This window comes from Streptomyces cyaneofuscatus (assembly GCF_042718795.1).
In the GTDB taxonomy this organism is placed as follows: domain Bacteria; phylum Actinomycetota; class Actinomycetes; order Streptomycetales; family Streptomycetaceae; genus Streptomyces; species Streptomyces cyaneofuscatus_A.
The window spans coordinates 67,682-80,767 of the sequence record NZ_JBHXOX010000024.1 but is presented as its reverse complement, the minus strand read 5'-3'; the positions used below and the strand labels follow the sequence as shown (position 1 = coordinate 80,767).

The following is a 13,086-nucleotide window of genomic DNA, read 5'->3' as shown; positions in this document are numbered from 1 at the left end:
AACATCCGCATCGGGATGTACCGGGTGCGGGATTCGAACCCGCACGTCCTTTCGGACAGATGTGTTTGAGACATCAGCGTCTGCCATTCCGCCAACCCGGCTGGCCAACCCGTGAGGAGTCTACCGGGTCACTATCGGTCTCCGCTGCTAGGTAGGCTCATAGGGCGCTGTACTTGCCCTGGAACAAGGAGCCCCCGTGACCACCCCCGAGTCGCCCCAGCCCGTAGACGCCGTCGACGACGACAAGTCGCACGTCCCGCCGCTGACGACCCGCGTCGTCATCGCCGAGGACGAGGCCCTCATCCGCCTCGACCTCAAGGAGATGCTGGAGGAGGAGGGCTACTCCGTCGTCGGTGAGGCGGGTGACGGGCAGCAGGCCGTCGAGCTGGCCCGGGAGCACAAGCCGGACCTGGTCATCCTGGACGTGAAGATGCCGGTCCTCGACGGGATCTCCGCCGCCGAGAAGATCGCCGAGGAGTCCATCGCACCCGTCCTCATGCTCACCGCCTTCTCGCAGCGCGATCTGGTCGAGCGGGCCCGGGACGCCGGGGCGATGGCGTACCTCGTGAAGCCGTTCAGTAAGAGCGACGTCGTGCCGGCCATCGAGATGGCCGTCTCCCGGTTCGCGGAGCTGAAGGCGCTGGAGAGCGAGATCGCGGACCTGTCCCAGCGGCTGGAGACCCGCAAGCTGGTGGACCGGGCCAAGAGCATCCTGCAGACCGACTACGGGCTCTCCGAGCCGGCCGCGTTCCGGTGGATCCAGAAGACGTCGATGGACCGCCGGATGTCGATGCAGCAGCTCGCGGAGGCGCTGATCGAGGACGCCGAGGAGAAGAAGAAGGCGGCCGAGTAGCCGCGTACGTACCGAAGCGAGAGGCCCGCACCCCGGCTCGAAAAACCGGGGTGCGGGCCTCTTCGCGTACGGAGGGAAGGACCTCAGTCCTCGCCCAGGTACGCCTTGCGGACCGAGTCGTCGTGCAGCAGGTCCTGGCCGGTGCCGGAGAGGACGATGTTGCCGACCTCCATCACGTGCGCGTGGTTGGCGAGGGAGAGCGCCGCCTGGGCGTTCTGCTCGACGAGCAGGATGGTGGTGCCCTGCGCGCGCAGTTCGGTGATGGTCGCCATGATCTTCTGCATCATGATCGGGGAGAGGCCCATGGAGGGCTCGTCGAGCATGAGCAGCTTCGGCTGGGACATCAGGGCCCTGCCCATGGCGAGCATCTGCTGCTCGCCGCCGGAGAGGGTTCCGGAGGCCTGCTTCCGGCGTTCCCCGAGGATGGGGAAGAGGTCGTAGGCGCGCTGGATGTCCTTGTTGATTCCCTCGGTGTCCTTGCGGAGGAACGCGCCGAGGCGCAGGTTGTCCTCGATGGACATGCGGGGGAAGATGTGGCGGCCCTCGGGGGAGTGGGCGAGTCCGAGGGAGACGACCTGGTGGGCCGGGACCTTGCGGAGGGACTTGCCGTTGAACTTGATGTGGCCCGTGAGGGGCTTGATCAGTCCGGAGAGGGTGCGCAGCGTCGTGGTCTTGCCGGCGCCGTTGGTGCCGATGAGGGTGACGACTTCGCCTTCTTCGACCTTGAACGAGATTCCCTTGACGGCCTCGATCTTGCCGTAGGCGACGCGCAGGTCCTCGACTTCGAGAAGTGCGGTCATCGGTCGTTCTCCTTGCTGGTGCTCTCGCCGGGGGTGGCGGGGGCGTCCTCGGTCGTGGCCTTGGGCTCGGCCTTTGCCGCGGGGGCGGGGGCGGGGGTTGCCGGGGCGGTGGCCTCGGTGGTGTCCGATCCGGCGGCGGCTTCGGCGGCTTCGACCTCGGCGACTTCGGCGGCGCCGGGGTCGCCTTCGAAGGGTTCGCCGAGGTAGGCGGCGACGACGCGTTCGTCGCCCTGGACTTCGGCGGCGGTGCCTTCGACGAGCTTCTCGCCCTGGACGAGGCAGGCGACGCGGTCGCAGAGGTTGAAGATGAAGCGCATGTCGTGCTCGATGACGAGGACGGCGATGCCCTTGTCGCGGATGGCGAAGATGAGTTCTTCGGCCGCGCGGGTCTCCTGCGGGTTCATGCCGGCGGTGGGTTCGTCGAGCAGGAGGAGGCCGGGCTCGCTGGCGAGCGCGCGGGCGATCTCCAGCTTGCGCTGTTCGCCGTAGGGGAGGTTGCGGGAGAGGTGTTCGGCCTTGCGGTCGAGGCCGACGAACTCCAGCAGTTCCATGGCGCGGGCCTTGGATTCGGCTTCGGCGCGGTGGAAGCCGGGGCCGCGGAGGAGGGCGGACCAGAGGCCTTCCTTGGTGCGGGTGTGGCGTCCGACGAGGACGTTCTCCAGGACGGTCATGTTGGAGAAGAGGCGGATGTTCTGGAAGGTGCGGGCGATGCCGGCGGCGGTGACCTTGAAGGACTTGGGTGGCAGGACGGTGCCCTTGTAGCGGACTTCGCCTTCGGTGGGGATGTAGAGGCCGGTGAGGCAGTTGAAGAAGGTGGTTTTGCCTGCGCCGTTGGGGCCGATGAGGCCGACGATCTCGCCGGAGTTGACGGTGAGGTCGACGGAGCGGACGGCGGTGAGGCCGCCGAACCGCATGGTGACGCCGCGGGCGTCGAGGACGGTTTCGCCGGGGGTGCTCACGGCTGTGGCCTCGGCGGTGGTGGTGTCGGTGGTCATCGTCAGGCCCCTGCCTTGGTGAGGGTGGCGGGTGCTTCGTCCTTCTCGTGGAATTCCAGCTGCTGGCGGCGGCTGGGGATGAGGCCCTCGGGGCGGAAGCGCATGAGGAGGACCAGCGCGAGCCCGAAGGCGAAGAGCTGGAAGTCGCTCATGAACTGGAGCTTGGCCGGGATGAGGAAGAGCAGTGCGCCGCCGACGAGGGGGCCGCTGATGGTGCCCATGCCGCCGAGGACGACCGCTGCGAGGAGGAAGGCCGAGTTGGGCGGGACGACGTGGGCGAACTGGTACTGCTCGGGGGTCACGGTGTAGGTGACGTGGGCCTGTACGGCTCCGGCGAGGCCGGCGAGGGTGGCGCCGAGGGCGAAGGCGACGAGCTTGGTGCGGAAGCCGTTGATGCCCATGGCTTCGGCGGCGGTCTCGTCCTCGCGGATGGCGACCCAGGCGCGGCCGATGCGGGATTCGGCGCTGCGGCGGAAGACGACGACCACGATGAGCGTGACGAGCAGCATCAGGAAGAAGTAGTTCGCGAAGCGGCCGATGGTGAATCCGGCGATGGTGTGGGTGGTGCCGAAGTCGAAGCCGAACAGGTTGAGGTTCGGGATCGAGGAGATGCCGTTGGAGCCGTTGGTGACGTCGGGTCCGGAGGTGCCGTCGAGGTTGAGGACGGCGATGCGGAAGATCTCTCCGAAGCCGAGGGTGACGATGGCGAGGTAGTCGCCGCGGAGGCGCAGGGTGGGGGCGCCGATGAGGACGCCGAAGACCATGGAGGCGGTGGCGCCGACGAGGATGGCCTGCCAGAACGGCAGGTGGATGCCGAGCGGGGAGGTGGGGGAGCCGGAGACCAGGGCGGCGGCGTAGGCGCCGACGCCGAGGAAGGCGACGTAGCCGAGGTCGAGGAGGCCGGCGAGGCCGACGACGATGTTGAGGCCGAGGGCGACGGTGGCGAAGATGAGGATGTTGACGCCGATGGTGGCGTACTGGTCGTCGGACTGGGTGAACGGGAAGGCCGCGGCGGCGACGAAGGCGCCGATGAGGGTCACGTTGCGGTGGCGCGCGGTGAGGGTGGAGACGCGCTGGATGAGGCCGGCTTTCTGGATCGCCGCGAAGCCGAAGCCGGCGGTGATGAGGAAGCCGATGAAGAGTTCGTCGTACTCGGTGGTGATGCCGTAGGTGAAGACGGCGAGGCCGAGGGCGAGTACGGCGGCGACGATGAGGATTTCGACGTATGAGGGGAGGGTCTTCGCGGGCCGGGCGGTGCCGGTGGTGAGGCTTCCCTTGTAGATCGTCCAGCGGTTGCTCAGGTTGTGCTTGAACTGGTCGAAGCCGCTGTCCTCGGGGTCGGCGGGGGTGGTTTCGGGCCGCTGGTAGGGGAGGGAGCGGGCGCCGAGCCAGCCGATGAGGGTGGCGATGAGGGCGATGTAGGCGCCGGGTTCGAGGTTGACGAAGCCGCCGAGCTGGGTGCTGATGGCGATCATCGTGAACCAGGCGGTGGCGAATCCCGCGTAGGCGGCGAGCCTGATGGCGGGGTCGGCGCCTTGGGGGGTGAGCCAGGTGAGGCCCTTGATCCCGTAGGAGGAGAGGCTGAAGAGGGTGAGGAGTACGCCGCTGACGAGGACGAGCCACTGGAGGCCGCCGGGGTAGCCGTAGACGGTGAGGTCGCCGGGGAAGGCGGAGGTCCAGGTCCAGGCGAGGAAGGCGGAGACGATGGTGAGTGCGCCGCCGGCGGTGGCGGTGGCCCGGGCGATGTGCGGCGGGAGGGTGAGTGCGCCGCGGTGGGTGGTGGCGGTCGGTGCGGGTGCGGTGACCGTGGTGGTGGTCTGTGTGGTGGTCATGGTGGTCACGCCCTGTCCGCGACGCGCTCGCCCATGATGCCCTGGGGCCGGAAGAGGAGCACGAGGATGAGGAGTACGAAGGCCCAGGCGTTGGCCCAGGACTGGCCGCCGAGCTGTTCGAGGCCGGGGACTTCGGCGATGTAGGCGGCGGCCATGGTCTCGGCGACGCCGAGGGTGAGGCCGCCGATCATGGCGCCGTAGATGTTGCCGATGCCGCCGAGGACGGCTGCGGTGAAGGCCTTGAGGCCGAGGAGGAAGCCCATGCGGAACTGGACTTCGCCGTACTTGAGGCCGTAGGCGACGGCGCCGATGGCGGCGAAGGTGGCGCCGAGGGCGAAGGCGACCACGATGATGCGGTCGGTGTTGATGCCCATGAGCTTGGCGGTGTCGGGGTCCTGGGCGGTGGCCTGCATGCCGCGGCCGGTGCGGGTCTTCATGACGAAGTAGCCGAGGACGGCCATCGACAGGGGGGCGGCGATGAGGAGGAAGACGTCACCGGTCTGGATGGTGACGGGGCCGAGCTCGAAGGGGCCGCCGGGGATTTCGGGGAAGGTGCGGGCGGACTTGGCGCCCGGGTACCAGGCCCATACGGCTTGCTGGAGGGCGAGCGAGAGGCCGATGGCGGTGATGAGGGGTGCGAGGCGTGGTCCGCCTCGGAGGGGCCGGTAGGCGAATCGTTCGGCGCCGACGGCTATGAGGGTGGCGACGAGGATGGCGCCGATGAGCATGACGGGGAGTGCGAGCAGCACGCTGGTGCCGCTGGGGAGTATGAGCCAGACCGTGAGGGCCCCGAAGCCGCCGGTCATGAAGATCTCGCCGTGGGCGAAGTTGATGAGCTGGACAATGCCATAGACCATCGTGTAGCCGATGGCGACGAGCCCGTACATCGATCCGAGTAGCAGGCCGTTGACCAGCTGTTGCGGCAGTTCGTTCACCGCGGGTCCTCCGTGTCTTTCGGCGGGTATAGAGCAGCGCGGGGCGCCTGGTGTGCGGCGCCCCGCGCTGCCGGTGGTGGGTCGGGCTGGGTGGTGTCAGCTGGTGAGTTCGCCGGACTTGACCGCGGCCCAGGCGCCGTCCTTGTACTCGTAGACGGTGAGCTGCTTGTTGGTGGTGTCACCGAACTCGTCGAAGGAGACCTTGCCGGTCACGCCGTCGAAGTCGACCTTGCCGACGGCCTCGGCGACCTTGGCGCGGGCGTCGCTGGGGAGCTTGCCGTCGTTGGCCTCGGCGACGGCCTTGACGGCCTCGATGATCGACCAGGCGGCGTCGTAGGAGTAGCCGCCGTACGCCTCGAAGGGCTCCTTGTAGCCGGCCTTCTCGTAGTTCGCGACGAACTCCTTGGCGGACGGCAGGGTGTCGATCGGTGCGCCGACGGAGGTGGCGAGGTCGCCCACGCCTTCGGCGCCGGAGAGCTTGATGTACTCGGCGCTGTAGATGCCGTCGCCGCCGACGACGGGGATCTTGGCGCCGGCCTTCTTGATCTGCTTGCTGAGCGGGCCGGCCGCGGGGTATTCGCCGCCGTAGTAGACGACGTCGGCGCCGGAGCTCTTGACCTTGGTGGCGACCGAGGAGAAGTCCTTGGTCTCGGGGTCGATGTGCTCGGTGCCGGCGATCTTGCCGCCGAGCTTCTCGAACTCGGCCTTGAAGGTGCCGGCGAGGCCGGCGCCGTAGGTCTTCTTGTCGTCGATGACGTAGACCTTCTTCTTCTTGGCGTCGTTGAAGAGGTACTGCGCCGCGAAGGGGCCCTGGACCGCGTCGGTGGTGGCGGTGCGGAAGTAGGAGGCGAAGGGGCGCTCCTTGGTTCCCTCGTTCCACTTCTGGCCCTGGGTGAGGGAGGGCGAGGTGTTGGCGGGGGAGACCTGGACGAGCTTGGCGTCGGCGAGGACCTTCTGCATGGACTCGCCGACGGACGAGTTCAGGGGGCCGACGACGCCGAGGACGTCCTTGTTGGCGACGAGCTTGCTGGCGTTCTGCTGTCCGGAGGACGGCTGGGCCTGGTCGTCTAGGGCTTCGATCTTGAAGGTGACGCCTTCGACGAACTTCTTGGCGTTGGCCTGCTTGACGGCGAGGTCGGCGGAGTTCTTGATGCCGAGGCCGAGGGCGGAGAGGTCGCCGGTGAGCGGGGCGTCGAGGCCGATGACGACGGTCGTGGTGCCGCTGTCGCCGTCGCCGCTGTTGTTGCTGTCGTCGCGCGAACCGCAGGCGGTGAGGGTGAGTGCCCCGGTGGTGAGCACGGCGGTGAGTATGAGCAAAGAACGGTGTCGCACGAAAAGTCCTTTCCCTGGCGCGGCCTCCTCTGCTTGAGGTGCCGTGTCGGTCGCCGGGCCGTGCTGGGGTGGTGCGAGGGGGTTGTGCTGCAGACGTGCCCGGCGGCGCGGTGACTGGCGGTGACTCTAAGCGCAGCCGGGGGTGTCCGGGACGGGTCGGCGACGGATGTGACGCTCTTGTTATGCCGTTGAGCAAGGCTTGAGGTTCCTGGGTGTGGATGTGTGGCTTTGGCACGGAGTGCGGAATGACCACATGCTGAGAACGCGCAGCTCTGCTAAGGGGCTTGGGGTGATCTTGGTGCTGACGCGGGGTGGGGGTGGCGTCGGGCGTGCCGGAGTGCCCCGGGGGCCTCGGGCCGGGGTGGCGGCTGGTTTTCACATTTCATGCTTGTTACGCAGTGTTACAGCGGCGAAGGTGCGTTCGAGTTCGCTGAGGCCAATGTGGCTGCTGAGTGGCTCATGGAACGTCGTGCGCCGTCAAGGGTGTTGACCGAGGGTGGTGATCAACGCCGTTGGATTTGGTGGGGATATGGCGCTGCCCGGCCGGATTGCGGGGGCGATTCCGGCCGGGCGGTGGGGGTCGTACGGGGGTGACGCGGTGTGCTTCCGAGGTGCGGGGTCAGCCGGCGTCGGGGCGGGGGGCGTCACGGAGGAGGCAGGTGAGGCGGGCGGTGCAGACCCGCTTGTCCTGTTCGTCGGTGATGACGATCTCGTACGTGGCGGTCGAGCGGCCGCGGTGTACGGGGGTGGCGACGCCGGTGACGAGGCCGCTGCGGGCGCCGCGGTGGTGGGTGCAGTTGAGGTCGACGCCGACGGCGATCTTGGTGGCGCCGCCGTGGAGCATGGAGCCGATGGAGCCGAGGGTCTCGGCGAGGACGGCGGAGGCGCCGCCGTGCAGGAGGCCGTAGGGCTGGGTGTTGCCCTCGACGGGCATGGTGCCGACGACGCGGTCGGCGGCGGCCTCGACGATGGTCACGCCCATGCGTTCGCCGAGGTGGCCGGCGGAGAAGAGGGCGGGCAGGTCGACGCCGAGTGCCGCGTACTCGTCGATGACGTGCCTCGGGAAGAGGGGTGCGGTGTGCTCGCCCATGGGTCCGGCTCCGATCGTCTGCGCTGGTTCATTGCTGTGTGCACTGTTCTTACCAGACGGCTGAGCGGACGCTTAGGGGGTGGCGGTTTTCAGCCGGTGGCCTCCGCTTTCTCGAAACGGATGACGACCGACTTGCTGGCGGGGGTGTTGCTGGTGTCGGCGGTGGAGCCGAGGGGGACCAGGACGTTGGTCTCCGGGTAGTAGGCGGCGGCGCAGCCGCGGGCGGTGGGGTAGTGGACGACGCGGAAGCCCTCCGCGCGGCGCTCCACGCCGTCCTTCCACTCGCTGACGAGGTCGGTGTAGGAGCCGTCGGTGAGGCCGAGGGCGGCCGCGTCGTCGGGGTTGACCATGATGATGCGGCGGCCGCCCTTGATGCCGCGGTAGCGGTCGTCGAGGCCGTAGATGGTGGTGTTGTACTGGTCGTGGGAGCGCAGGGTCTGCAACAGGAGCCTGCCTGCGGGGAGTTCGGGGAACTCGACGGGGGCGGCGGTGAAGTTGGCGCGGCCGGTGGCGGTGGGGAAGCGGCGTTCGTCGCGGGGGGCGTGGGGGAGGGCGAAGCCGCCGGGGTGGGCGGCGAGGCGGGTGTTGAAGTCCTCGAAGCCGGCGACGACGCGGGAGATGCGGTCGCGGATGGTGGCGTAGTCCCGCTCGAACTCCTCCCATTCCGTACGGGAGTCGGCGCCGAGCACCGCCCGGGCGAGGCGGGCGACGATGGCCGGCTCGGAGAGGAGGTGGGGGCTCGCGGGGGTGAGGTTGCCGCGGGAGGCGTGGACCATGCCCATGGAGTCCTCGACGGTCACGAACTGTTTGCCGCTCGCCTGGACGTCCTTGTCGGTGCGGCCGAGCGTCGGGAGGATCAGCGCGCGGGTGCCGGTGACGGCGTGGGAGCGGTTGAGCTTGGTGGAGACGTGGACGGTGAGGCGGGCGCGGCGCATGGCGGCCTCGGTGACGGCGGTGTCGGGGGTGGCGGCGACGAAGTTGCCGCCCATGGCGAAGAAGACCTTGGCCTCGCCGTCGCGCAGGGCCTGGATGGAGCGCACCACGTCCAGGCCGTGGTGGCGGGGCGAGGTGATGCCGAACTCCTTGTCGAGGGCGTCGAGGAAGGCGGGTGCGGGCCGTTCGAAGATGCCCATGGTGCGGTCGCCCTGGACGTTGGAGTGGCCGCGCACCGGGCAGACCCCGGCGCCGGGGCGGCCGATGTTCCCGCGCAGGAGAAGGAAGTTGACGACTTCCCGGATGGTGGGAACGGAGTGCTTGTGCTGGGTGAGGCCCATGGCCCAGCAGACGATGGTGCGCCGCGAGGCGAGGACGAGGGCGAGGGCCTGCTCGATCTCAGCTCGGGTGAGGCCGGTGGCGGTGAGGGTCTCGTCCCAGTCGGCGGCTTCGGCGGCCTGGGCGAACTCCTCGTAGCCGTGGGTGTGTTCGGTGACGAAGGTGGTGTCGACGGCGCCTTCGGTGGCGAGGATCAGCTTGTTGAGGAGGCGGAAGAGGGCCTGGTCGCCGCCGATGCGGATCTGGAGGAAGAGGTCGTTGAGCGGGGTGCCCTTGACCATGCCGTGCGGTGTCTGGGGGTTCTTGAACCGCTCCATGCCGGCTTCGGGGAGCGGGTTCACCGAGATGATCTTCGCTCCGGACTGCTTGGCCTTCTCCAGGGCGGAGAGCATCCGGGGGTGGTTGGTGCCGGGGTTCTGCCCGGCGACGATGATCAGGTCGGCCTGGTGGATGTCCTCCAGGGAGACACTGCCCTTGCCGATGCCGATGGTCTCGTTGAGCGCCGAGCCGGACGACTCGTGGCACATGTTGGAGCAGTCGGGGAGGTTGTTGGTGCCGAACTCGCGGGCGAAGAGCTGGAGGAGGAACGCGGCCTCGTTGCTGGTGCGCCCGGAGGTGTAGAAGAGGGCCTCGTCGGGGGAGGAGAGCGCGGTCAGCTCCTCGGCGATGATCGCGAAAGCGCGCTCCCAGGTGATGGCCTCGTACCGGTCGGCGCCTTCGGGGAGGTACACCGGCTGGGTGATCCTGCCCTGCTGGCCGAGCCAGTAGCCGCTGCGTTCGGCGAGGTCGGCGACGGGGTGGGCGGCGAAGAAGTCGGGGGTGACGCGGCGCAGCGTCGCCTCTTCGGCGACGGCCTTCGCCCCGTTCTCGCAGAATTCGGCGGTGTGGCGCTTGTCGCCTTCGGGCCAGGCGCAGCCGGGGCAGTCGAAGCCGTCCTTCTGGTTGACCTTGAGGAGGGTCTGCGCGGTGCGGCGCACCCCCATCTGTTGCTGGGCGATGCGCAGGGAGTGGGCCACGGCGGGCAGCCCGGCGGCGGCGTGCGGGGCCGCTTCGACCTGCGGGGCGTCCTGGACCGGGTCACCGGTCGGCGGCTTGCTGGCCATGATGCTGCTCCCCTTCGAGCGCTCTCCACATGTTCTGTGTCCTCACCATCGATCCTGTCACGGGTGCGCAAGGCCGTGCCCGGTCCGGATTGTCAGTGGGCCGTGGCAGGATCGGGGGCGTGGCTGAGACGGCATCGAAGAAGACGGCAGACAACCGACCGCGCCTGCTCCTCATGGACGGGCACTCCCTGGCGTACCGGGCGTTCTTCGCCCTGCCCGCGGAGAATTTCACGACGGCGGTGGGGCAGCCGACGAATGCCGTGTACGGCTTCATGTCGATGCTGGCGAACACCCTGCGTGACGAGGCGCCCACGCACTTCGCGGTGGCGTTCGACGTGTCCCGCAAGACGTGGCGGGCGCAGGAGTTCCCGGAGTACAAGGCGAACCGCTCCAAGACCCCCGACGAGTTCAAGGGGCAGGTGGAGCTGATCGGCGAGCTGCTGGACGCGATGCACGCGGACCGGTTCGCGGTGGACGGGTTCGAGGCGGACGACGTCATCGCGACGCTGGCGACGCAGGCCGAGGCGGCCGGGTTCGAGGTGCTGATCGTCACCGGCGACCGGGACTCCTTCCAGCTGATCACGGAGAACGTGACCGTGCTGTACCCCACGAAGGGCGTCTCCGAGCTGACCCGGTTCACCCCGGAGAAGATCGTCGAGAAGTACGGGCTCACCCCCCAGCAGTATCCGGACTTCGCGGCCCTGCGCGGCGACCCGTCGGACAACCTTCCGAGCATTCCCGGCGTCGGTGAGAAGACGGCCGCGAAGTGGATCAACCAGTTCGGTTCGTTCGGTGAGCTGATGGAGCGGGCGGACGAGGTCAAGGGCAAGGCCGGGCAGAATCTCCGGGACCACCTGGACGCGGTGAAGATGAACCGGGTGCTGACCGAGATGGTCCGGGACGTGGAGCTGCCGAAGTCCGCGACCGACCTGGAGCGTGCTCCGTACGACCGCTCGGCGGTCACCGGCATCCTGGACATACTGGAGATCCGCAACCCGAGCCTGCGCGAGCGTCTCCTCGCCGTCGACCCGGGTGCGGCGGAGGCCGAGCCGCCCGCGCCCGCCGCCGGTATCGAGCTGGACGGCACGGTCCTCGGCTCGGGTGAGGTCGCCCCGTGGCTGGAGGCGCACGGTGCGCAGCCGCTCGGCGTGATGACGGTGGACACCTGGTCGCTGGGTGCCGGTACGGTCACCGAGGTCGCGCTCGCTGCCGCCGACGGGGCCGCCGCCTGGCTGGACCCGACGCAGTTGGAGGAGGCCGACGAGCGGGCGTTCGCCGCGTGGGTGGCGGACCCGCAGCGGCCGAAGGTCCTGCACAACGCGAAGAACGTGATGCGGGTCTTCCCGGAGCACGGCTGGCAGCTCGAAGGCGTCACCATGGACACCGCGCTCGCCGCGTATCTGGTGAAGCCGGGCCGTCGCTCCTTCGCCCTGGACGCGCTGGCCGTGGAGTATCTGGGCCGTGAGCTGGCCCCGGCCGCCGCCTCCGACGGGCAGTTGGCCTTCGGCGCGGACGACCGGGCCGAGCAGGACGCCCTGATGGCGCAGGCCCGCGCCGTGCTGGACCTGGGCGACGCGTTCACGACCCGCCTGAAGGAGGTCAACGCCACCGAGCTGCTCCATGACATGGAGCTGCCGACCTCGATCCTCCTGGCCCGTCTGGAGCGGCACGGCATCGCCGCGGACCGGGCCCATCTGGAGTCCATGGAGCAGCAGTTCGCCGGGACCGTGCAGCAGGCGGTGAAGGAGGCGCACGCGGCGGTGGGCCGGGAGTTCAACCTCGGTTCGCCCAAGCAGCTCCAGGAGATCCTCTTCGGTGAGCTGGGCCTGCCGAAGACGAAGAAGACGAAGACCGGATACACCACGGACGCGGACGCGCTGGCGTGGCTGGCCGCGCAGACCGAGCACGAGCTGCCGGTCCTGATGCTGCGCCACCGCGAGCAGGCCAAGCTCCGGGTCACGGTCGAGGGCCTGATCAAGACGATCGCCGCCGACGGCCGCATCCACACCACGTTCAACCAGACGGTGGCGGCGACCGGCCGGCTCTCCTCCACCGACCCGAACCTGCAGAACATCCCGGTCCGCACCGACGAGGGCCGGGCGATCCGCCGGGGCTTCGTCGTCGGTGAGGGCTTCGAGACGCTGATGACCGCGGACTACAGCCAGATCGAGCTGCGGGTCATGGCCCACCTCTCCGAGGACGCCGGTCTCATCGAGGCGTTCACCTCCGGCGAGGACCTGCACACCACGGTCGCCTCCCAGGTCTTCGGCGTGGAGAAGACGGCGGTCGACGCGGAGATGCGCCGCAAGATCAAGGCCATGTCGTACGGACTGGCCTACGGCCTCTCCGCGTTCGGCCTCTCCCAGCAGCTGAACATCGACCCGGCCGAGGCACGGGTGCTGATGGACACCTACTTCGAGCGGTTCGGCGGGGTCCGGGACTACCTCCACCGGGTCGTCGAGGAAGCACGCGCCACCGGCTACACGGAGACCATCCTCGGCCGCCGCCGCTACCTCCCCGACCTGAACAGCGACAACCGCCAGCGTCGCGAGGCCGCCGAGCGGATGGCGCTCAACGCCCCGATCCAGGGCACGGCGGCGGACATCGTGAAGGTGGCGATGCTGCGGGTGGACAAGGCGCTGCGGGAGGCGGAGCTGACCTCGCGGATGCTGCTCCAGGTCCACGACGAAATCGTGCTGGAGATCGCCAAGGGCGAGCGGAAGCAGGTGGAGGAGATCCTGCGCCACGAGATGGCGAACGCGGTGGAGCTGCGCGCCCCGCTGGACGTCTCGGTCGGCGTCGGCAAGGACTGGGAGTCGGCGGCGCACTGAGCCACGGGAAGCCGAGTGGCCCACTGAGCCACGGGGGAGGGCC

The 13,086-nt window shown here is 69.0% G+C and carries 9 protein-coding genes and 1 tRNA gene; 2 read left to right on the top strand and 8 right to left on the bottom strand.

The window, feature by feature from the left end; translation table 11 throughout:
• Nucleotides 1-18: 18 nt before the first annotated feature.
• Nucleotides 19-101 (bottom strand) — tRNA-Leu (locus ACFWRT_RS26165).
• 95 nt (nucleotides 102-196) lie between these two features.
• Here ACFWRT_RS26165 and ACFWRT_RS26160 point away from each other — a divergent pair.
• A complete protein-coding gene (locus tag ACFWRT_RS26160; RefSeq protein ID WP_030567928.1) occupies nucleotides 197-853 on the top strand; it encodes an ANTAR domain-containing response regulator in 657 nt (218 codons plus the stop codon).
• Between the two features lie 83 nt (nucleotides 854-936).
• On the opposite strand, the gene ACFWRT_RS26155 is transcribed toward ACFWRT_RS26160, so the two are convergent.
• The 7 genes from ACFWRT_RS26155 to ACFWRT_RS26125 form a co-directional block, all read right to left on the bottom strand.
• Nucleotides 937-1,653 (bottom strand): ABC transporter ATP-binding protein, encoded by a 717-nt coding sequence (locus tag ACFWRT_RS26155; protein WP_327217678.1) that lies wholly within the window; start codon nucleotides 1,651-1,653, stop codon nucleotides 937-939.
• Nucleotides 1,650-2,648, bottom strand: coding sequence for an ABC transporter ATP-binding protein (locus ACFWRT_RS26150; RefSeq protein ID WP_380953715.1), 999 nt, complete (start codon nucleotides 2,646-2,648; stop codon nucleotides 1,650-1,652). Before ACFWRT_RS26150 ends, ACFWRT_RS26155 begins: the two co-directional genes overlap by 4 nt.
• A gap of 2 nt (nucleotides 2,649-2,650) precedes the next feature.
• Entirely contained in the window at nucleotides 2,651-4,489 is a 1,839-nt protein-coding gene (locus ACFWRT_RS26145; RefSeq protein ID WP_380953716.1) for a branched-chain amino acid ABC transporter permease, read from the bottom strand.
• Nucleotides 4,486-5,415 carry a branched-chain amino acid ABC transporter permease gene (locus ACFWRT_RS26140; RefSeq protein WP_380953717.1) on the bottom strand — a complete coding sequence of 310 codons (930 nt, stop codon included), beginning with the start codon at nucleotides 5,413-5,415 and terminating at the stop codon, nucleotides 4,486-4,488. The genes ACFWRT_RS26145 and ACFWRT_RS26140 overlap by 4 nt, the downstream gene beginning before the upstream one ends.
• Before the next feature lie 96 nt (nucleotides 5,416-5,511).
• Complete coding sequence (locus ACFWRT_RS26135; protein WP_380953718.1) at nucleotides 5,512-6,747, bottom strand: branched-chain amino acid ABC transporter substrate-binding protein; 1,236 nt, start codon at nucleotides 6,745-6,747, stop codon at nucleotides 5,512-5,514.
• 619 nt (nucleotides 6,748-7,366) lie between these two features.
• The gene (locus ACFWRT_RS26130) at nucleotides 7,367-7,837 is read right to left on the bottom strand and encodes a PaaI family thioesterase (protein WP_380953719.1); all 471 of its coding nucleotides are present in this window, start codon (nucleotides 7,835-7,837) and stop codon (nucleotides 7,367-7,369) included.
• Between the two features lie 89 nt (nucleotides 7,838-7,926).
• A complete protein-coding gene (locus ACFWRT_RS26125) occupies nucleotides 7,927-10,212 on the bottom strand; it encodes an FdhF/YdeP family oxidoreductase (protein WP_380953720.1) in 2,286 nt (761 codons plus the stop codon).
• A 119-nt stretch (nucleotides 10,213-10,331) separates the two neighbouring features.
• Between ACFWRT_RS26125 and polA the strand changes: the two genes are divergently transcribed.
• Nucleotides 10,332-13,043, top strand: coding sequence for a DNA polymerase I (gene polA / locus ACFWRT_RS26120; RefSeq protein WP_380953721.1), 2,712 nt, complete (start codon nucleotides 10,332-10,334; stop codon nucleotides 13,041-13,043).
• Nucleotides 13,044-13,086 lie beyond the last annotated feature (43 nt).

Coding starts and splice junctions, on each gene's coding strand:
- ACFWRT_RS26155 (WP_327217678.1), bottom strand. CDS start 1,653: ATGACCGCACTTCTCGAAGTCGAGGACCTGCGCGTCGCCTACGGCAAG.
- ACFWRT_RS26150 (WP_380953715.1), bottom strand. CDS start 2,648: ATGACCACCGACACCACCACCGCCGAGGCCACAGCCGTGAGCACCCCC.
- ACFWRT_RS26130 (WP_380953719.1), bottom strand. CDS start 7,837: ATGGGCGAGCACACCGCACCCCTCTTCCCGAGGCACGTCATCGACGAG.
- ACFWRT_RS26125 (WP_380953720.1), bottom strand. CDS start 10,212: ATGGCCAGCAAGCCGCCGACCGGTGACCCGGTCCAGGACGCCCCGCAG.